Origin of the sequence: Streptomyces sp. NBC_00457, assembly GCF_036014015.1 — a bacterium.
Classification (GTDB): Bacteria; Actinomycetota; Actinomycetes; order Streptomycetales; family Streptomycetaceae; genus Streptomyces.
In genome coordinates this window covers 1,065,236-1,083,772 of sequence record NZ_CP107905.1, presented here as the reverse complement: position 1 = coordinate 1,083,772, position 18,537 = coordinate 1,065,236, and the positions used below count along the sequence as shown (strand labels likewise).

Annotated in this window: 18 protein-coding genes and 1 pseudogene; 17 read left to right on the top strand and 2 right to left on the bottom strand. The window is 70.2% G+C overall.

Annotated elements, in window-relative coordinates; all coding sequences use genetic code 11:
• Positions 1-54: 54 nt before the first annotated feature.
• From OG828_RS05085 to hypE, 13 genes are all read left to right on the top strand, one after another.
• Positions 55-1,839 carry a nickel-dependent hydrogenase large subunit gene (locus OG828_RS05085; protein WP_328350614.1) on the top strand — a complete coding sequence of 595 codons (1,785 nt, stop codon included), beginning with the start codon at positions 55-57 and terminating at the stop codon, positions 1,837-1,839.
• The gene (locus OG828_RS05080; RefSeq protein ID WP_328500247.1) at positions 1,836-2,369 is read left to right on the top strand and encodes a hypothetical protein; all 534 of its coding nucleotides are present in this window, start codon (positions 1,836-1,838) and stop codon (positions 2,367-2,369) included. Before OG828_RS05085 ends, OG828_RS05080 begins: the two co-directional genes overlap by 4 nt.
• Entirely contained in the window at positions 2,366-3,007 is a 642-nt protein-coding gene (locus OG828_RS05075; protein ID WP_328350608.1) for a DUF5947 family protein, read from the top strand. Before OG828_RS05080 ends, OG828_RS05075 begins: the two co-directional genes overlap by 4 nt.
• Positions 3,004-3,687 carry a DUF6084 family protein gene (locus OG828_RS05070; RefSeq protein ID WP_328350606.1) on the top strand — a complete coding sequence of 228 codons (684 nt, stop codon included), beginning with the start codon at positions 3,004-3,006 and terminating at the stop codon, positions 3,685-3,687. The genes OG828_RS05075 and OG828_RS05070 overlap by 4 nt, the downstream gene beginning before the upstream one ends.
• The gene (locus OG828_RS05065; RefSeq protein WP_328500246.1) at positions 3,684-5,114 is read left to right on the top strand and encodes a hypothetical protein; all 1,431 of its coding nucleotides are present in this window, start codon (positions 3,684-3,686) and stop codon (positions 5,112-5,114) included. The genes OG828_RS05070 and OG828_RS05065 overlap by 4 nt, the downstream gene beginning before the upstream one ends.
• A complete protein-coding gene (locus OG828_RS05060; RefSeq protein ID WP_328350600.1) occupies positions 5,111-5,656 on the top strand; it encodes a hydrogenase maturation protease in 546 nt (181 codons plus the stop codon). Before OG828_RS05065 ends, OG828_RS05060 begins: the two co-directional genes overlap by 4 nt.
• Positions 5,657-5,667: 11 nt before the next feature.
• A complete protein-coding gene (locus OG828_RS49450; RefSeq protein ID WP_443060092.1) occupies positions 5,668-5,772 on the top strand; it encodes a DUF6893 family small protein in 105 nt (34 codons plus the stop codon).
• 142 nt (positions 5,773-5,914) lie between these two features.
• The gene (locus OG828_RS05055; RefSeq protein ID WP_328350598.1) at positions 5,915-6,313 is read left to right on the top strand and encodes a hydrogenase maturation nickel metallochaperone HypA/HybF; all 399 of its coding nucleotides are present in this window, start codon (positions 5,915-5,917) and stop codon (positions 6,311-6,313) included.
• A 3-nt stretch (positions 6,314-6,316) separates the two neighbouring features.
• Positions 6,317-7,066 (top strand): hydrogenase nickel incorporation protein HypB, encoded by a 750-nt coding sequence (gene hypB, locus OG828_RS05050; protein WP_328350595.1) that lies wholly within the window; start codon positions 6,317-6,319, stop codon positions 7,064-7,066.
• Positions 7,063-9,459, top strand: coding sequence for a carbamoyltransferase HypF (gene hypF, locus OG828_RS05045; protein WP_328500245.1), 2,397 nt, complete (start codon positions 7,063-7,065; stop codon positions 9,457-9,459). The genes hypB and hypF overlap by 4 nt, the downstream gene beginning before the upstream one ends.
• A gap of 32 nt (positions 9,460-9,491) precedes the next feature.
• Positions 9,492-9,797, top strand: coding sequence for a HypC/HybG/HupF family hydrogenase formation chaperone (locus tag OG828_RS05040; RefSeq protein WP_328500244.1), 306 nt, complete (start codon positions 9,492-9,494; stop codon positions 9,795-9,797).
• Complete coding sequence (gene hypD, locus OG828_RS05035; RefSeq protein WP_328350585.1) at positions 9,794-10,921, top strand: hydrogenase formation protein HypD; 1,128 nt, start codon at positions 9,794-9,796, stop codon at positions 10,919-10,921. Before OG828_RS05040 ends, hypD begins: the two co-directional genes overlap by 4 nt.
• Positions 10,914-11,993 (top strand): hydrogenase expression/formation protein HypE, encoded by a 1,080-nt coding sequence (hypE, locus tag OG828_RS05030; RefSeq protein WP_328350582.1) that lies wholly within the window; start codon positions 10,914-10,916, stop codon positions 11,991-11,993. The genes hypD and hypE overlap by 8 nt, the downstream gene beginning before the upstream one ends.
• A 54-nt stretch (positions 11,994-12,047) precedes the next feature.
• Here hypE and OG828_RS05025 read toward each other — a convergent pair whose 3' ends face one another.
• Positions 12,048-12,431, bottom strand: coding sequence for a hypothetical protein (locus OG828_RS05025; protein ID WP_328350579.1), 384 nt, complete (start codon positions 12,429-12,431; stop codon positions 12,048-12,050).
• Between the two features lie 454 nt (positions 12,432-12,885).
• Here OG828_RS05025 and OG828_RS05020 point away from each other — a divergent pair.
• A pseudogene (locus OG828_RS05020) lies at positions 12,886-13,005 on the top strand (IS5/IS1182 family transposase); the annotation flags it as partial.
• A 115-nt stretch (positions 13,006-13,120) separates the two neighbouring features.
• Here the strand turns inward: OG828_RS05020 and OG828_RS05015 are convergent.
• Positions 13,121-13,912: a DUF3050 domain-containing protein gene (locus tag OG828_RS05015; protein ID WP_328350576.1), complete on the bottom strand. Its 792-nt coding sequence runs from the start codon at positions 13,910-13,912 to the stop codon at positions 13,121-13,123.
• 222 nt (positions 13,913-14,134) lie between these two features.
• Between OG828_RS05015 and OG828_RS05010 the strand changes: the two genes are divergently transcribed.
• Genes OG828_RS05010 through OG828_RS05000 form a run of 3 tightly spaced genes read left to right on the top strand, consistent with a single transcriptional unit; the run spans position 14,135 to position 18,512 of the window.
• A complete protein-coding gene (locus OG828_RS05010) occupies positions 14,135-14,767 on the top strand; it encodes an antibiotic biosynthesis monooxygenase (protein ID WP_328350573.1) in 633 nt (210 codons plus the stop codon).
• Between the two features lie 26 nt (positions 14,768-14,793).
• A complete protein-coding gene (gene pabB, locus OG828_RS05005; RefSeq protein ID WP_328500243.1) occupies positions 14,794-16,947 on the top strand; it encodes an aminodeoxychorismate synthase component I in 2,154 nt (717 codons plus the stop codon).
• Between the two features lie 32 nt (positions 16,948-16,979).
• Positions 16,980-18,512 (top strand): AMP-binding protein, encoded by a 1,533-nt coding sequence (locus tag OG828_RS05000; RefSeq protein ID WP_328504802.1) that lies wholly within the window; start codon positions 16,980-16,982, stop codon positions 18,510-18,512.
• Positions 18,513-18,537 lie beyond the last annotated feature (25 nt).

Genomic DNA, 18,537 nt, shown 5'->3' with positions numbered 1-18,537 from the left:
CGTGCATGCACCCCCCACACGAACCTCCCGCGCAACGAAGGGCACGGCACACAGATGGCACCGACGACGAAGGCGGCCGGCGACGGCAGCGGCCTGGTGGAGATGGCCTGGGACCCGATCACCCGGATCGTGGGCAGCCTGGGCATCCACACGAAGATCGACTTCAAGCAGAAGCGGGTCGCGGAGTGCTACAGCACCTCGTCGGTCTTCCGTGGCTACAGCGTCTTCATGCGCGGCAAGGATCCCCGCGACGCCCACTTCATCACCAGCCGCATCTGCGGCATCTGCGGCGACAACCACGCCACCTGCTCGGTGTACGCGCAGAACATGGCGTACGGCGTGAAGCCCCCGCACCTCGGCGAGTGGATCATCAACCTCGGCGAGTCCGCGGAGTACATGTTCGACCACAACATCTTCCAGGAGAACCTGGTAGGGGTCGACTACTGCGAGAAGATGGTCAAGGAGACCAACCCCGGCGTCCTCGAACTCGCCGAGCGCACCGAGGCCCCGCACGCCGCGGAGCACGGCTACCGCACGATCGCCGACATCATGCGCTCGCTCAACCCCCTGGAGGGCGAGTTCTACCGCGAGGCCCTCCAGGTCAGCCGCTACACGCGCGAGATGTTCTGCCTGATGGAGGGCCGCCATGTGCACCCCTCCACGCTCTACCCGGGCGGCGTCGGAACCATCGCCTCCGTGCAGCTCTTCACCGACTACCTCAGCCGGCTGATGCGGTACGTGGAGTTCATGAAGCGGGTCGTGCCGCTCCACGACGACCTGTTCGACTTCTTCTACGAGGCGCTGCCCGGGTATGAGGAAGTGGGCCGCCGACGTGTCCTGCTCGGCTGCTGGGGCGCGCTCAACGACCCCGAGTACTGCGACTTCACCTACGCCAACATGACGGACTGGGGCCGGCGCATGTTCGTCACGCCGGGCATCGTCGTCGACGGCAAGCTCGTCACCAACGACCTCACCGAGATCAACCTCGGCATCCGCATCCTGCTCGGCAGCTCCTACTACGAGGACTGGCAGGGCCAGGAGCAGTTCGTCACCCATGACCCGCTCGGCAACCCGGTGGACCCGCGCCACCCGTGGAACCAGCACACCATCCCCGCCCCGCAGAAGCGGAACTTCGACGACAAGTACAGCTGGGTCATGTCGCCCCGATGGTTCGACGGCAAGGACCACCTTGCCCTGGACACCGGCGGCGGCCCCATCGCCCGCCTGTGGTCCACCGCCCTGTCCGGCCTCGTCGACATCGGTTACGTCAAGGCCACCGGCCACAGCGTGGTCATCAACCTGCCCCGCACGATGACCAAGCCGGAAACCACCTTCGAGTGGAAGATCCCGAAGTGGTCCAACGCGCTGGAGCGCAACCGCGCCCGCACCTACTTCCAGGCGTACGCCGCCGCGGTCGCCCTGCACTGCGCGGAGAAGGGACTCGCGGAGGTCCGCGCCGGACGCACCCAGACCTGGGAGAAGTTCGAGGTCCCGGACGAGAGCATCGGCGTCGGCTTCACCGAGGCGGTCCGCGGCGTCCTCTCCCATCACATGGTGATCCGCGACGGCAAGATCGCCAACTACCACCCCTACCCACCCACCCCCTGGAACGCCAGCACCAGGGACAGCTTCGGCACGCCCGGCCCGTACGAGGACGCCGTGCAGAACACCCCCATCTTCGAGGAGAACACCCCGGAGAACTTCAAGGGCATCGACATCATGCGTGCCGTCCGCAGCTTCGACCCCTGTCTGCCCTGCGGCGTCCACATGTACGTCGGCGGCGGCAAGACCGTGAAGTCGATGCACGTGCCCACCGGCCTGAGCGGACTGGGCGGATGAGCGCGGTGACGGCGGCGGCGCCGGTGAACGCGGAGCAGGCCGGACGCCGTGTCGAGGAGGTGCTGGAGCGACTGACCGCGAGCGGCGACCCGGCCGCCGCCGCGGCGGCGGAGGAACTCGTCCGGTCCCTCATGGACTTCTACGGTGCCGGCCTGGCCCGCATCCTCCACCTGCTGTCCTCTGCTCCCGGCGAACTTCCGGCGGGGCTGCTCGGTGACGGACTGGTCGCGAGCCTGCTCGTCCTGCACGACCTGCACCCCGAGGACCGCGACACGCGTATCGCCCGCGCCCTCGACGGTGTGCGGGAACACACCCTGGAGGTGGTGGGCTTCGACGACGAGAGCGGCACCCTGACGCTGCGGGCCCGGGAGGCCGGCGGCTGCGGTTGCGGCTCCGGCACGGGTGCCCGGGAGGCCGCGGAGGCAGCGCTCGCCTGCTTCGCACCGGAGGTCAGGGCGGTCGACGTACAGACCGCCCCCGCGGGGCCGACGCTCCTCCAGATCGGCACGTCACCGACGGGGGCCCGATGACGGCGTCCCCGGCGACGCGCACGTACGGCCTGCGGAGGTTCCTCACCGAGAAGCTTCCGCAGCCCGAACGGTGTGAGCTGTGCGCGGTGGCAGTGGAGGCGGGCCACCGTCATCTTGTCGACACCGAGAAACGCGCCCTCGTCTGCGCCTGTACCCCCTGCGCGCTGCTGATGGAACAGCCGGGCGCCGCGGCCGGCCGCTTCCGCACGGTCCCCGCCCGCTACCTCACCGACCCCGGGCACCGCCTCGACGAGAGCGCGTGGGACGCGTTGCAGATCCCGGTCGGCGTCGCCTTCCTCTTCCGTAACGCGGCACTCGACCGGCTCGTCGCCCTCTACCCGAGCCCGGCCGGAGCAACCGAGAGCGAACTCGAACCGGCCACATGGACCGACGTCCTCGGCGGCAGCCGCCTCGCCGAACTGCTCGAACCCGACGTGGAGGCGCTGCTGTTGCACCGCGCCGACGGCCGCTTCGAGTGCCATCTCGTACCGATCGACATCTGCTACGAACTCGTCGGCCGCATGCGCCTGTTGTGGCAGGGCTTCGACGGCGGGGCCGAGGCCCGCGCCGCGCTGGACGCGTTCTTCGCGGACGTCGCGCGACGCGTTCGGCCCGTGGACGAGGCGGTACGGCCGTGACGGAGTTCTCCTTCGCCTGCACCGGCGTCCGCGCTGACCGGTACGCCGCCGGACCGACCCTCGTCTTCCGGCTGCGCGTCACAGCCGCCGGCAACGCCCGCGTGCACGCCCTCGCGCTGCGCTGCCAGATCCGCATCGAACCCGCCCGCCGAGCCTACGAATCCGCCGAGGCCGACGGACTGGCGGACCTCTTCGGCGAGCGCTCCCGCTGGGGCAGCACGCTCCAGCCGGTGCAGTTCGCCCAGGTCTCGCTCATGGTCCCTAGCTTCACGGGGGAGACCGAAGCCGACCTCGTCGTGCCCTGCACCTACGACATGGACGTCGCCGCGACCCGCTACCTCACCGCCCTCACCGACGGGGAGGTCCCCCTGCTGATGCTCTTCTCCGGTACGGCGTTCACCGGCGTCGGCGGTTTCCAGGTCGAGCCGGTCCCGTGGGACCGGGAGGCGGCCTTCCGGATGCCCGTCACCGCCTGGCGGGAGATGGTCGAGCAGCACTTCCCCGGATGCGGCTGGATCCGGTTGCCCCGCGACACCATGGACGCCCTCCTCGCCTACCGCTCCCGGCACGCCCTGCCCTCCTGGGAGGCGACCGTCGCGGCCCTGCTGGAGTGTGCCGACCCGCCCGCGCACGACCCGCTGCGCGCCCTCACCGGCACCACCGGAAGGACCGAGCCGTGACCGTGACCGCGTTCGCCCCCGGGACGGAGGAGCGGTTCGCCGTCGCCCGGCAGGTGGCCGACGCCGTCCTCTTCGAGGGCTACGTGCTCTACCCGTACCGCGCCTCGGCCGCCAAGAACCGGCTGCGCTGGCAGTTCGGGGTGCTCGTACCGCCCGGCTGGGGCGCCGAGTGCGAGGAGCACGACTTCCAGCACACCGAGTGCCTGATGGAACCGAAGGCGGGCGCGACCCTCTCGGTCGAGGTGCGCTTCCTGCACGCCCGACGGCGCACGGTGCAGCGGGCCCGCCCGGACGGAGGCTACGACACCGTCTCCGAACTCCGCATCGAGGACCGGGTGCTGGTGCCCTGGGACGAGGGCGGCGAGGAGCGTGTCGAGGTGGTCGCGTCGGTGGACGAACTCCTCGGCGACGGCGTGACCCATCCCTTCCGGCGCCCCGCCCGCGAGGACACCGAACGGGTCCTGGACGCGGCCGGCCGAACCGTCGGCCGACTGGTCCGGCGGTCCGAGGAGATCAGTGGGACGGTCCGGCTGTCCGCCCGCGAACTCGACGGCCCCTACCGGGCCCTGCTGCTGACCGCCGTCGTCGAGAACACCAGCGACTGGACACCCCCCGAGGAACGAGGCGCGGACCGGGACGCGGCGCTGCCGCACTCCCTGGTGGCCACCCACCTCCTCATGGCCCTCAGCGCCGGATCGTTCCTGTCGATGACCGATCCGCCCGAGTGGGCGAAGGGCGCGGTCGCCGCCTGCCGCAACCTGCACACCTGGCCCGTACTCGCCGGCGAACCCGGCCGCGCCGACCTGGTGCTGTCCTCGCCGATCATCCTGGAGGACCATCCGGCCATCGCACCGGAGAGCCCCGGTGCGCTCTACGACGCCACCGAGATCGACGAGATCCTGGCCCTGCGCACCGCGGCCCTCACCGACGAGGAGAAACGCGAGGCCCGGGGTACGGACGAGCGGGCGGCCGCCGTGATCGAGCTGGCGGACTCGATGCCGCCCGAGGTTCTGGAACGTCTGCACGGGGCGGTACGGAGTCTGCGCGAGGTCACCGGTCCGGGCCCCGCAGACGCGGACGGCGGCTTCCCCGACGAGTACGGGGTGCGGCGTCCGGACACCCCCTGGTGGGACCCCGCGAGCGAGGCGGGCTTCGACCCGGAGCGGGACCTTGTCGTCGTGGACGGCCGGTCGGTGGGCAAGGGCAGCCGCGTCGAGCTGCACCCGGGCCTGCGGCGCACCGACGCGCAGGACATCTTCCTGCGGGGCCGCACCGCGAAGGTCGAGGCGGTGCTGCACGACGTGGACGGCGGGGTGCACCTGGCGGTCACGGTCGAGGGCGACCCGGGCGCCGACATCCGCCGGGAGCAGGGACGGTTCCTGTACTTCCAGCCCGACGAGGTCACACTGCTGGAGGACGACGTATGAACCCCTCCCCGCAGGCACGCCCCAGGACCCTCGTCGCCGGTATCGGCAACATCTTCCTCGGGGACGACGGCTTCGGCGTGGAGACCGTGCGCCGGCTGGCCGAGCGCGACCTGCCCGGACACATCGAGGTCGTGGACATCGGAGTGCGCGGGGTGCACCTCGCGTACCAGCTCCTGGACGGCTACGACACCCTCGTCCTCGTGGACGCCACGGCACGCGGCGGGGACCCCGGCACCCTGTACGTGATCGAACACGAGGTCGGCGGCCCGAGCCTGCCGCCCGGCGCCCCCGCACTGGACGGCCACCGGATGACCCCAGACACCGTCCTGGCACTGCTGGGCACCCTCTGCGCCGGGACCAGCGGCGAGGCACCACGGCGCGTCCTGGTCGTGGGATGTGAACCGGCCTCGGTGGACGAGGGCATCGGGCTCAGCGAGCCGGTGTCCGACGCCGTACCGAGGGCTGTCCGGCTGATCGAAGAGCTGCTGCGGAACGGCGCGTCGTCCGCAGCGCGGGCCCCGACCGCTGAGGCTTCGACATGAGGAGAGACAGGATGAAGAAGATCGTCATCGGCGGAGCGGCCGTGGCCGCCATGGTCGCCGTTCTCGCCGAGGTGCTCCCCGACCTCAGGCGCTACCTGAGGATCCGACGGATGTGAATCGTGGTCGTCACCGGTATGCCGTGCGGTTGCGTCGAACGGCGTACCTGCCGACCGGTGACGGCGTGCCAGGCCGTGCGACCGGGTGTTCGCGCCTCTAATGAAGGCTGGCGGGAGCCGGACTGCGGAAGGACGGAGACCCATGCACGAGATGTCCGTCGCGCTGGCCGTCGTCGACCAGGTCGCCGAGGCCGCCGAGCGGGCCGGCCACGTCACGGCCGTGCGAACGGTACGGCTCCAGGTGGGCGAACTGGCCGGCGTCGTACCCGATGCGCTCGCCTTCTCCTTCGAACTGGCCTGCGCCGGAACTCTGCTGGAAGGCGCCGAACTGATCACAGAAGCGGTGCCGGGACGGGCCCGCTGCACCCCCTGCGCACACGAATGGGCCGTCGGCACGCCGCCGCGGCTGACCTGCCCCGAGTGCGGCGGGACGCATACCGACCTGCTCGCGGGCCGGGAACTGCAGATCGTCGACGTGCACTGGGAGGACGGCGGCCCCGCGCACGCGCCCACCCGCGAACCGATCTCCGAGGAGTGCTGAACCATGTGCCGTGTCGTCGACCTGCGGCAGGCCGTACTCGCGAAGAACGACGCGAGCGCCCACGAACTGCGCGCCGCCCTCGCGGCGCGAGGCACCGCGGTCGTCAACCTGCTGTCCAGTCCGGGCAGCGGCAAGACCGCGCTGCTGGAGCAGGAACTGCTGCGGGCACGGGAACGGTCCCTTCCCGTAGCGGCCCTGAGCGCCGATCTCGCCACCGAGAACGACGCGGTCCGCCTGGCGCGTTCGGGCGTTCCGGTCAAGCAGGTACTCACCGACGGACTGTGCCATCTGGAGGCGGGGATGCTCGCCGGGCACCTGGACGGGTGGCTGCCCGACGACACCCGGCTGGTGTTCGTGGAGAACGTCGGCAACCTGGTCTGCCCGGCCTCCTACGACCTGGGGGAGACACTGAGGGTCACCCTCGCCTCCGTGACGGAGGGCGAGGACAAGCCGCTCAAGTACCCCACCGCCTTCGGCCTCGCCCACCTTGTGGTGGTCACCAAGACCGACATCGCCAAGGCCGTCGGGTTCGACGAGGCGGCGTTCCGCGCGAATGTGGAGCAGGTCAATCCCGGAGTCGAGGTGATCCTGACTTCGGCACGCCGGGGGCAGGGAGTCGGCGCGCTGCTCGACCGGGCGCTGGCCGCTGTGGACGGCACACCTGTGCACTCGCCGGTCATGGCCAGGCAGCCTCATCACCACAGTCACACGCACCCGGAGGCCACCGGCACCATGGCCCACATCCACTCGTGAGCGGTCCGCAGGCTCCGACCGCCGTCGCCGAGAACACCCCACGCCGCCGCCGGGTCACCGTCCGGGGAGTGGTACAGGGCGTGGGCTTCAGGCCCTACCTCTACGGCCTTGCCACCGAACTCGCCCTCGCCGGACACGTGACCAACACCCCGGAGGGCGTCGTCGCGGAGGTCGAGGGCAGCGCCGCGGCCGTGGCCCGGTTCTGCGACCTGATCGCCGCCCAGGCGCCGCCGCTGGCCCGCGTGGAGTCCGTCCACCACCGGGAGATGCCTCCCGTCGGCGGCACCGCGTTCACCATCCTCACCTCGCGCACCGGCGGACCGGCCCGCACCCTGGTCTCCCCCGACTCCGCCACCTGTGCCGACTGCCTCGCCGAGTTGGCCACCCCGGCGGATCGGCGCTACCGGCACCCGTTCGTCAACTGCACTCACTGCGGCCCGCGCTTCACGATCGTCACCGGCGTGCCGTACGACCGGGCGAACACCACCATGGCCGGCTTCGCGATGTGCCCCGACTGCGCCCGGGAGTACGCGGACCCGGCCGACCGCCGGTTCCACGCGCAGCCGGTCGCCTGCCCGGCCTGCGGCCCCCGTCTGCGGCTGGTCCTCGCCCGGGAGGCACGGCTCAGGAATGTCGAGGGGGCGGACCCGGTCACGGAGGCCCGCGCGCTGCTGAAGCGGGGCGCGATCCTCGCCGTGAAGGGCCTGGGCGGTTACCATCTGGCCTGCGATGCCTCGAACCAGGGGGCGGTCGCCCTCCTGCGCCGGCGAAAGGCGCGCGGGGACAAGCCGTTCGCTGTCATGGCCAGGACCGCGGACGACCTCCGTCACCTCGTCCGGCTGAGCCCCGCGGAGCGGAACCTGCTCGAAGGCCGTGCCAGACCGGTCGTCCTGGTGAGGCGGCGTCCGCACCCGTCGTACGCCCCCGGGGACCTCCGGCCCGCCCAGGCCGTGGCACCCGGCAGCCCCGACCTCGGCGTGATGCTGCCCTACACGCCCGTGCACCATCTGCTGCTCGGTCTGCCAGGCGACCCGGACGGCCCCAGGCTGCTCGTCATGACCAGCGGCAACCTGTCAGGTGAGCCGATCGTCACCGACGACAAAGAGGCGCTGGAACGACTCGCGCACCTGGCCGACGCCTGGCTCACGCACGACCGGCCGATCCACGTCCCGTGCGACGACTCCGTGGTCCGCGTCTGCGACGGAGAGCCACTGGTGATCCGCCGCTCGCGTGGCTATGTCCCGCTGCCGGTCTCCCTCCCGCTGCCCGTGCGGCCGGCCCTCGCCGTCGGCGGAGACCTGAAGAACGCCTTCTGTCTCGGGACGGGCCGTCAAGCCTGGCTGTCGGCGCACATCGGCGACATGGACGACGTCGGCACCCAGCGGGCCTTCGAGCGCGCGGTGGCGCAGTTGGAATCCATCACGGGAGTGCGGCCCGAGGCCCTGGTCCGCGACCGGCATCCTGGATACCGCTCCGCCGGATGGGCCGACCGGAACGCCGCGCACCGGCCCGTCGTACGCGTCCAGCACCATCACGCGCACATCGCCGCCGCCATGGCCGAGCACGGACTGGACGGCACCCGGCCGGTGATCGGCGTCGCCTTCGACGGCACCGGCCACGGCGACGACGGCGCCGTGTGGGGCGGGGAGTTCCTGTGCGCGGACTACGACCGCTTCATCCGGCTCGGACATCTCGCGTATGTTCCACTGCCCGGTGGTGACGCCGCGGTGCGCCGGCCGTACCGCATGGCGCTGGCCCATCTGAGGGCGGCCGGGATCGACTGGTCCGACGACCTCGCCTGTACGACCGCCTGCCCGCCCGACGAACTCCACGTTCTGGAAAGGCAGTTGGAGCGCGGCCTGAACTGTGTCCCCACGTCCAGCATGGGCCGGCTCTTCGACGCCGTGTCCTCTCTCGCCGGGGTGTGCCACCGAGCCGGATACGAGGCACAGGCCGCCGTCGAACTGGAGGGGGCGGCTCTGCACGCACCGGCCGACGACACCACCGAGTACGCCTTCGCCCTGCACGCGTCGGAGGAGAACCGGGACGGCGCCGTACGGGCCGATCCGGCACCCGTACTCGCGGCGATCGTCGGCGACCTGCGCGCGGGCGTCGAGCCGGCCCTGGTCGCCGCGCGCTTCCACCGGGCCGTGACCGGCCTGGTGCACCGGATGTGCGCGCGGGCGCGAGAGCGGCACGGGCTGGACACGGTCGCCCTGACGGGAGGCGTGTTCGCCAACACGCTGCTCTCCTCGGCCTGTGCCGCCACCCTGCGCGAGGACGGCTTCACGGTCCTGCGGCACCACCTGGTGCCGCCCAACGACGGTGGCCTGGCGCTGGGCCAACTGATGGTGGCCGCCCGCGCCACTCCCACACTCACTCCCACCGACTGAGCAAACGCGCGACCCACAGCGAGGAGAGGCTCATGTGCCTGGCGGTACCCGGCAGAGTGCTGGACATCGAGGAACGGGACGGCACCCGGATGGCCACCGTCGACTTCGGCGGCGTGGTCAAGGAGGTGTGCCTGGAGTACCTGCCCGACCTCCAGGTCGGCGAGTACGCCATCGTCCACGTCGGGTTCGCCCTCCAACGGCTGGACGAGGAGTCGGCGCGACGGACGCTCGAACTCTTCGCCGAACTCGGCCTGCTGCAGGAGGAGTTCGGCGACCCCTGGGAAACGGCGGCGGAGGCGGCGGGCTCGGAACCGGTGGAAGAGGTGCGCAACCAGTGAAGTACATCGATGAGTTCCAGGACCCGGAGCTGGCTCGACGGCTCCTCGACGACATCCACGCCACGGTGACCAGGCCGTGGGCGCTGATGGAGGTGTGCGGCGGGCAGACGCACAGCATCATCCGGCACGGCATCGACCAACTCCTGCCGGACAACATCGAGTTGATCCACGGCCCCGGCTGTCCGGTGTGCGTGACTCCGCTGGAGGTCATCGACAAGGCTCTGGAGATCGCCTCCCGACCGGAGGTGATCTTCTGTTCCTTCGGTGACATGCTGCGTGTGCCGGGCACCGGACGGGACCTGTTCCAGGTCCGCGGAGAGGGCGGTGACGTGCGCGTCGTCTACTCACCGCTCGACGCTCTGCGGATCGCCCAGCAGCACCCGGACCGCGAGGTGGTGTTCTTCGGCATCGGCTTCGAGACGACCGCACCCCCCAACGCCATGACGGTCCATCAGGCCCGGAAGCTGGGCATCCCGAACTTCAGCATGCTGGTGTCCCACGTCCGCGTACCACCCGCCATCGAGGCCATCATGTCGTCGCCGAGCTGCCGGGTGCAGGGCTTCCTCGCGGCCGGCCATGTCTGCAGCGTGATGGGCATGGGGGAGTACCCGGAACTGGCGGAGCGCTTCCGGGTGCCGATCGTGGTGACGGGCTTCGAGCCACTGGACATCCTCGAAGGCGTGCGCCGTACCGTCCGGCAGCTGGAACGCGGTGAGCACACCGTCGACAACGCCTACGCCCGTGCCGTTCGCGCGGAGGGCAACCTGGCCGCCCGGGCCATGCTGGAGGACGTCTTCGAGGTCACTGACCGCGCCTGGCGCGGCATCGGGGTGATCCCGCAGAGCGGCTGGCGGCTGGCGTCGAAGTACCGCGCCTACGACGCCGAGCACCGCTTCTCCGTCGAGGGCATCCGCACGCAGGAGCCAGCCGAGTGCCGCAGCGGAGAGGTCCTGCAGGGGCTGCTCAAGCCGCACGAGTGCGAGGCCTTCGGTACTCTGTGCACGCCTCGTACGCCGCTGGGGGCCACCATGGTCTCCAGCGAGGGAGCCTGCGCCGCGTACTACCTCTACCGGCGGCTGGACATGCCCGCCACCAAGGCCCAGGAGGCGACCCCCGTTGTCTGACACCACCGATCTCCCTGTCCCCGCCCTGGACGTCGAGGCGTGGACGTGTCCGGCGCCCCTGCGGGACCGGCCGCGTGTCGTCATGGGCCACGGCGGCGGCGGAGTGCTCTCCGCCGAACTGGTCCAGCAGATCTTCGCGCCTGCCTTCGGGGGCGAGGTGCTCGCCCAGATGGGTGACGCCGCCGTCCTCTCCCTGGGCGGTGCCCGGCTGGCGTTCTCAACCGACTCCTACGTGGTGCGGCCACTGTTCTTCCCCGGCGGCAGCATCGGCGACCTGGCGGTCAACGGCACCGTCAACGACCTCGCCATGAGCGGCGCCCGCGCCGCCTACCTCTCCTGCGGATTTATCCTGGAGGAGGGCGTCGAGCTCGACGTGGTCACGCGAGTGTCCGAGGCGCTGGGCGCGGCCGCGCGTACGGCCTGTGTGGAGGTGGCCACCGGCGACACCAAGGTGGTGGAGGCCGGCCACGGCGACGGGATCTACATCAACACCGCGGGCATCGGTCTCGTCCCGGCGGGCGTCGATCTGCGCCCTCAGCGGGTCGTCCCCGGTGACGTCGTGATCGTCAGCGGCGCCATTGGCGTCCACGGGGTGGCGGTCATGAGCGTACGCGAGGGACTGGAATTCGGAGTGGAGATCAAGAGCGACTGCGCGGCGCTCGGCGGCCTGGTCGACGCCATGCTCGCCGTCACCCCGGACCTGCACGTCCTGCGCGACCCCACCCGAGGCGGCCTGGCCGCCGCGCTCAATGAGATTGCGCAGGCCTCCGGCACCGGGGTAGTGATCCAGGAACGCGACGTCCCGGTCCCGCCGGCCGTGGCCAACGCCTGCGCCATTCTCGGACTGGACCCCATGTACATCGCCAACGAGGGCAAGCTGGTGGCCTTCGTCCCGCGCGAGCACGCCGACGCCGTCCTCGGGGCGATGCGCGCCCATCCTCTGGGCGCGGATTCCGTGATCATCGGTGAGGCTGTGGAGGGGCATCCCGGCATGGTCGTTGCACGGACCGGCCTGGGAGGGACGCGGGTGGTCGATCTGCCGATCGGGGAGCAACTGCCGCGGATCTGCTGACAGGGGCGTCGCTCGTCCAGGCGCGGGCCAGGCCGTCCAGGCGCGATGGGACCGTCAACCTGGTCGGCGCCCGGACGGAGGGTCCTGTGGATCCACGCCGGTCGTGGCGGAAGCGTCCTTGGTGCCGCTGGGCCGCTGGGAGCGGCCCTTGCGTCCGGTGTCGCGTCTGCCCTTCTCGTCCGCGTCGCCGTACTTCTCGCCGCTCGCACCGCGACTCTTGGCCGTGTCGCCCGCAACGGGCTTCGTCTCCTCCGGGGATATCGAACGGCCCCGACCTCTTTCGCCGGCCTGCTCGGGCCGGAAGGAGCGGTGGGCGCTCGGGTTGTCCTGCTGGCGCGTCTCGTCCACATCGGGCGACCAGCCGTGCTGTCCGGTGCCCTGATGACGGCTGGGACCCTTTCCGTGCGGTGGCTCGGACGAACGTGGTTTCTTCGGCATGGTCGGATCCGCCTTTTCACGGTCGGTGGGGGACGCCTGTGACGCGTCCCCTAGTCAGGTAAATTATCCCACCTTGCAATATTTTGGGCACTTCATGAGTGTCCCTGAAATGAGTGAGGGCCTTCTGGCTCGGTGTGGATTGCGACATCCGCACCGGCATCCGGAGAGGCCCTCATGTGAGTGGTCGAGGACGGCTGCCCAACCGCGACAGACGCCCTTCACGGCGTTCTAAAAGAAGCCCAGTTTCTTGGGCGAGTAACTGACCAAAAGGTTCTTCGTCTGCTGGTGGTACAGCCCTTGCGGTCGTCTGACCCGCGCGAATGTGCCGCTTGCGGGGAAGTTGACGGACACTGCCCGCGTACGGTTGGGATCTTGCTCGTGAGTTGGCGCCGGCCGAAGGTGGGGCAGAGTGCGCTTCGAAACAGACCGGGCTCACGCTCCGCCGACGCCTGGGCGTGACTCGGAGACCCTTCCCGCCAGCTCCGAAGCCGTGATCCACATCGCCTCAATCGTCGACAACCCTGCCAAGCACATAGCGGACGAGACCACACCCACTTGGCGAGGCGCCCGATAGGACATGCCGGGTGACATGCGCCGCGCGGCCTGTCCACGGGGCGAAAGGCTGGCGCACACCGCTGCTTCCGGCGTGCGCCGTCGCCGCGAGCGGGCGGCACCTTGCCGACTCGGATTCATCCGTCGAGCGGGTCCATCGCCTCCACGATCGCGTCCCAGAGCCGGGACCTGGCCTCCAGCGCGAGAGCCGCGGTCTCCGTGGCCTCGTGCCAGCGTGTGTCGTCGTCGCGGCAGAGATCGGCCACCATGGCCATGGCCATGGGGGTGTGTTCCTCGCCGTCGACCTCGATGTGGCGGGCGAGGTAGTCGCAGAAGATCGGGAACCGGTCGGCGCCCTCCTTCTTGATGACCTGGTCGAACATGTCCGGGATGAGGTCTTCCCGGGAGAAGGCGAAAGCCGCCGCCCGGCAGTGGAGCGGCTTGTCGTTGACGATTCCGAACGTGGTGGTGACGAACTCGGCCGCAGGGGCGGGCACTTGGGCGACGCGCAGCGCCGCCGGCACGTCGTGGCCCTCCGTGAGCAGCGCGAGGAACGTGTCCAGCCGTGAAGTGTCCGCCCCTGCCTCTGCCATGCCGGTGTGGTAGAGCTCGAAGTGGCTGGTGAAGCCGCCGTCCAGCTCGTCGCTCTCCTCCACCAGCACGATGTCGTTGATCAGCCGCCGGCTCACCTGCGAGCCGCGGGGCACCCAGGGAACGTCCACACACGTCAGCTCCCGCTGGAGGGACTTCAGCAACGACATGAAGTCCCACACCGCGAAGACATGGTGCTCCATGAAGATCGCCATGTGTTCCCGGGTGCTTATCCGCTGGTAAATCGGGTGGGCGGTCACTTCTTTTCGGGCCGGTTCGATCTCGGCACGCGCACGGTCGATTCCCTCGTGGGTCATGCTCCAGTCATACCTGGACATGGATCTCCTTCTTGCTCTTGCAGATCCGGCTTATCGGAATCTTCATGTCGCCGGAGAACGGTGCCACGGAGGTCGATGGTGCCGCTTTGCTCGAGAGACCGGCAAGTGGTTCCAGGAATTCGAGAATGTTACCCGAAGTAGGGTGTGGCAAAAGATGCCAAGGCGGGCAGAATGGTGGCAAACGGACGCTTTCCCGGCTGCACGCAAAAACTCTGTTGAGAGTTGAACAGCAAGCCTTCTCTTTTCGTATTCAAGGCCGTGACCAGGAATCCCGTTACCGTCACCGTCGCGTATCGAGTGGTACCGGGCCGCGAGGCCGAGTTCCACTCCTGGGGGTGGGGTGTGCTGCGGGCCGGCGCGCAGCAGCCGGGCTTTCTCGGCGGTGGCGTGCTCGTCGACGGAGAGGCGGAGTGGCATGTGGTTTACCGCTTCATCAGCGAGGGTTCCGCCCTGGCCTGGGAAGGCTCGGCCGAGTGGGCGCAGTGGCGGGCCGGTGGGGAGAAGCTCGCCCGGGAGACCGGTCGGCGGACCGTTCAGGGCTCCAGGGTCTGGTTCGATTCCCAGGCCGAAACCGCTTCCGCGACCGCTGCGGCCCCGCGTCCGCCGCCGAAGTGGAAGTTATGGTTTGTGAATATGAGCGCGGTCTTCCCTCCGGTGCTCGTATTCAATTTGGCGATACTTCCTTTTCTCGGCAGCCTCAACCCTCTCATCCGCACTCTGCTGCTGTGTCTGGCCGTCACGGCCATTGTCACGTGGATCCTCATGCCGCGACTTCAGCGTTTCTTCAAGAAATGGCTGTACCCGCCCCTCCAGGCGATGCGTGGACGGCACAAACGGCGGGCCGCACAAGGCTGAGAACGACAATAAAGGGGGGTGGGCGGGTGAAGACCCTGCTCATCGACAACTACGACTCGTACACGTACAACTTGTTCCAGCTGATTTCCGAGGTCAATGGCGAGGAGCCAGTGGTGATCCTCAACGACGCCTCGGCCGACGGACTTCCGGATCTCCGGGAGTTCGACAACGTGGTGGTGTCACCCGGGCCCGGACACCCCGGTCGGGCGCGCGACTTCGGGATCAGCGCCAGCGTGCTCGCCGAGTCCGAGATACCCGTCCTGGGTGTCTGCCTCGGCCACCAGGGCATCGCGGCCGGCGAGCACGCCCGGGTGACGGCCGCGCCGCAGCCCCGGCACGGACATCTCTCCAGAATCCGGCACGACGGCGAGGACCTGTTCCGCGGACTGCCGCAGGACTTCACCGCGGTCCGCTATCACTCGCTGGCCGTCCGGGAGCCGCTGCCCGCGAGTCTCCAGGGCACCGCCTGGTCCGAGGACGGCGTACTGATGGGGCTGCGGCACCGCACCCGTGCGCTGTGGGGCGTGCAGTTCCACCCTGAGTCCGTCCTCACCGAGTACGGCCACCGGCTGTTCCTGAACTTCCGGAGCCTCACCGCGGCCCGGCCCCGCAGGATCCGTATGACCAGGGCCCGTACGCAGAAGCCCCGTACGCAAAACAACGCCACTGTGTCCGCGGCGTTCGTGCCCCGCCCCCGGGGGGCGGCGCGCGTCGGCTACCGACTGCACAGCCGCCGGATCACGACCGCCGTGGACGCCGAGACGGCCTTCACCCGGATGTGCGCGGACGCGCCGAGAGCGTTCTGGTTGGACAGCTCCCGGGTCGAGGAGGGGCAGTCCCGCTTCTCGTTCTTCGGCGACGGCACGGGCCCGCTGGCCGAGTTCGTACGCTACGACGTCGAGAGCGGCAGCTGCGAGATCGAGCGGCCCGGGCGGCCGCCACGCAAGGTCAGGGCAAGCGTTTTCGACTACCTGAAGCGGCAGTTGGCGACCCGTCACGTGGACGCGGCCGAGTTGCCCTTCGACTTCACCGGCGGCTACGTCGGCTACTTCGGCTACGAGATGAAGGCCGACTGCGGCTCGCCGAACCGTCACCGGGCCGAAACCCCGGACGCCTGCTGGCTCTTCGCCGACCGGCTGATCGCGGTGGACCACCGCGAGGGATCCACCTATGCCGTCTGCCTGGCCGAGAACACCCCACAGGGCATGCGGGACGCCGTCGACTGGCTCGACAGTGCGATGGAGCAGCTGAGTTTCGTGTCGTCGGCAGGGCCTGCCACGACTCCGCCGTCCGCTTCCGACCCCGGCCTGCGTGCCGTCGAACCGTGGCTAATCCGCGACCGGGCGACCTACCTCGCCGACATCGAAGCGTGCCGACGCGAGCTGAAGGCCGGCACCAGCTACGAGATCTGTCTGACCAACGCCGCCAAGTTACCCGCGCCGCCCGACCCGCTGGCCTTCTACCATGCGCTGCGGCGCATCAACCCGGCGCCCTATGCGGCCTTTCTGAAGTTCGGCGACGTGGACGTGGCCGCCTCGTCCCCCGAACGGTTCCTGCGGATCACCCGGGACGGCATCGCCGAGGCCAAGCCCATCAAGGGCACCGCACCCCGCAGCGACCGGCCGGAGGAGGACGCCCGGCTGAAGGACTCACTCGCCGCGGACGCCAAGACCCGCGCCGAGAACCTGATGATCGTCGATCTGCTCCGCAACGACCTGGGCCGGGTATGCGAGACCGGAACGGTACGGGTCTCCCGTCTGATGGCCACCGAGACGTACGCCACCGTGCACCAGCTCGTCTCCACCGTCGAGGGCCGGCTTCGTGCGGACACGGACGTGGTGGACTGCGTACGAGCCTGCTTCCCCGGCGGTTCGATGACCGGCGCGCCGAAGCTGCGCACGATGGAGATCATCGACTCGCTGGAGACCGAAGCGCGCGGGGTGTACTCCGGCGCCCTCGGCTATCTCGGCTGCGGCGGAGGCGCCGATCTCAGCATCGTCATCCGCACCGCCGTCTTCACGGACGGCCGGATGCACCTCGGCGCGGGCGGCGCCATCGTCCTCGGCTCCAACCCGGAAGCGGAGTACGACGAGATGTTGCTGAAGACCGCCGCGCAACTGCGCGCCTACGGCGAGTCCACAGCCGCCATGCCCGTCTCCTTGCAGGAGCAGGTCCGGTGACGCCGACGACCTCCGCCCCGAGCCCCACCGGCATGGCCGGCCCAACGGATACCGAGGCCGGGAACCTGGCGTCCTCACTCGCCGCACTGGCCGAGCGGCGGGGCTGGAGCGACCGGCCCGCGTTCCACCAGGGCCACCGGGCCTGGACCCATGCAGAGGTGCACGACCTCGCGGCCCGCGCCGCGAGTGTCCTGGCCGAGCATGGCGTCCGCCCCGGCGACCGGGTCCTGCTGGCGCTGCCCGATTCCCTCGCCTGGGTGACGGCCTTCCTCGCCACCGCCCGGCTCGGGGCAGTCGCGGTACTGGTCAATCCCGAACTGCCGGCGGCTGACCACGAGTTCATGGCCAAGGACGTCGGAGCCGCGCTGTGCGTGACCGGGCCTGGCCTGGAGGACCGGTTCGCCGGGCGGACGCGGCTCGGCGCGGACCAACTCGTCGCGCTCACCCGCGCCGCGCCGCCGACCACCGGCGCTCACCCGGCCGGCCCGCGCACCCCGCTCTACATCCAGTACACCTCGGGCACGACCGGCATCCCCAAGGGAGTCGTGCACTGCCACGGCGACCCCGGGACGTACCACGAGCTCATCGGCGAGCGGTTGCTGCGGATCACCCAGGACGACGTCACCCTCTCGGTGTCGAAGCTGTATTTCGCCTACGGTTTCGGCAACGCCTTCGCATTCCCCCTCTTCTCCGGGTCCTCCGCCGTCCTGGTGGACCGCCGCCCCTCGCCCGCCGCGGTGGACGAACTCGTGGCCCGCCACCGGGTGACACTTCTCTACTCCGTACCGTCGGCGTACGCCGCCCTGGTGGCCGACCGGGCCGACGGGCACGCGGCCTGCTTCGCCTCCGTCCGCGCCGCCGTGTCAGCCGGCGAGGGCATGCCCGCCGGGCTCGGCGAGCGCGTCACCGAACTGCTCGGCGCGCCGGTACTGGAACAGATCGGTTCCACCGAGGCCGGGCACGCCTTCTGCGCGAACAGCCTCGACGACAACACCCCGGGCACCGTCGGCCGCCCCGTTCCCGGCTTCGAACTGGAACTGCGGGACGGCGCGGGACACCCGGTGCAGGACGGCACGGAGGGCGAACTCTGGGTACGAGGCCCGACGTTGACGCCCGGCTACCTGAACCTTCCCGAGGAGACGCAGCGCGTCCTGGTGGACGGCTGGCTGGCCACCCGGGATCGCGCGCGGCGCGAACCCGACGGCACCTACCGCCACTTGGGCCGCGCCGACGACATGGAACTCGTCGGCGGCATCACCGTCTCCCCGCTGGAGGTGGAGGCCGTGCTGCGCAAGCATCCGGCGGTACGCGAGGTGGCCGTCGCCGCTGTCACCGACGAGCGCGGCGCCACCGCCCTGCGGGCCTACGTCGTCATCGGCGTCGCGGCCACGACCGCCCCGGCGTTCGCGGCGACCAAGGCCGACCTGCAGGCCGAACTCATCGCGCTGGCCCGCGAGCACCTCGCCGCCTTCAAGGCCCCGCGGACCATCCACGTCGTGCCGTCACTGCCCCGCACCTCGACCGGCAAACTCCGCCGCCACCTCGTCCGTCGAGGTGCGTGGTGACCGTGGCCGTGACCGCGAACACCGC

Bases quoted from the DNA above. Each gene is read 5' to 3' on its own strand.
- OG828_RS05085 (WP_328350614.1), top strand. From the start codon at position 55: ATGGCACCGACGACGAAGGCGGCCGGCGACGGCAGCGGCCTGGTGGAG.
- OG828_RS05080 (WP_328500247.1), top strand. From the start codon at position 1,836: ATGAGCGCGGTGACGGCGGCGGCGCCGGTGAACGCGGAGCAGGCCGGA.
- OG828_RS05075 (WP_328350608.1), top strand. From the start codon at position 2,366: ATGACGGCGTCCCCGGCGACGCGCACGTACGGCCTGCGGAGGTTCCTC.
- OG828_RS05060 (WP_328350600.1), top strand. From the start codon at position 5,111: ATGAACCCCTCCCCGCAGGCACGCCCCAGGACCCTCGTCGCCGGTATC.
- OG828_RS49450 (WP_443060092.1), top strand. From the start codon at position 5,668: ATGAAGAAGATCGTCATCGGCGGAGCGGCCGTGGCCGCCATGGTCGCC.
- OG828_RS05055 (WP_328350598.1), top strand. From the start codon at position 5,915: ATGCACGAGATGTCCGTCGCGCTGGCCGTCGTCGACCAGGTCGCCGAG.
- hypB (WP_328350595.1), top strand. From the start codon at position 6,317: ATGTGCCGTGTCGTCGACCTGCGGCAGGCCGTACTCGCGAAGAACGAC.
- OG828_RS05040 (WP_328500244.1), top strand. From the start codon at position 9,492: ATGTGCCTGGCGGTACCCGGCAGAGTGCTGGACATCGAGGAACGGGAC.
- OG828_RS05025 (WP_328350579.1), bottom strand. From the start codon at position 12,431: ATGCCGAAGAAACCACGTTCGTCCGAGCCACCGCACGGAAAGGGTCCC.
- OG828_RS05015 (WP_328350576.1), bottom strand. From the start codon at position 13,912: ATGTCCAGGTATGACTGGAGCATGACCCACGAGGGAATCGACCGTGCG.
- OG828_RS05000 (WP_328504802.1), top strand. From the start codon at position 16,980: ATGGCCGGCCCAACGGATACCGAGGCCGGGAACCTGGCGTCCTCACTC.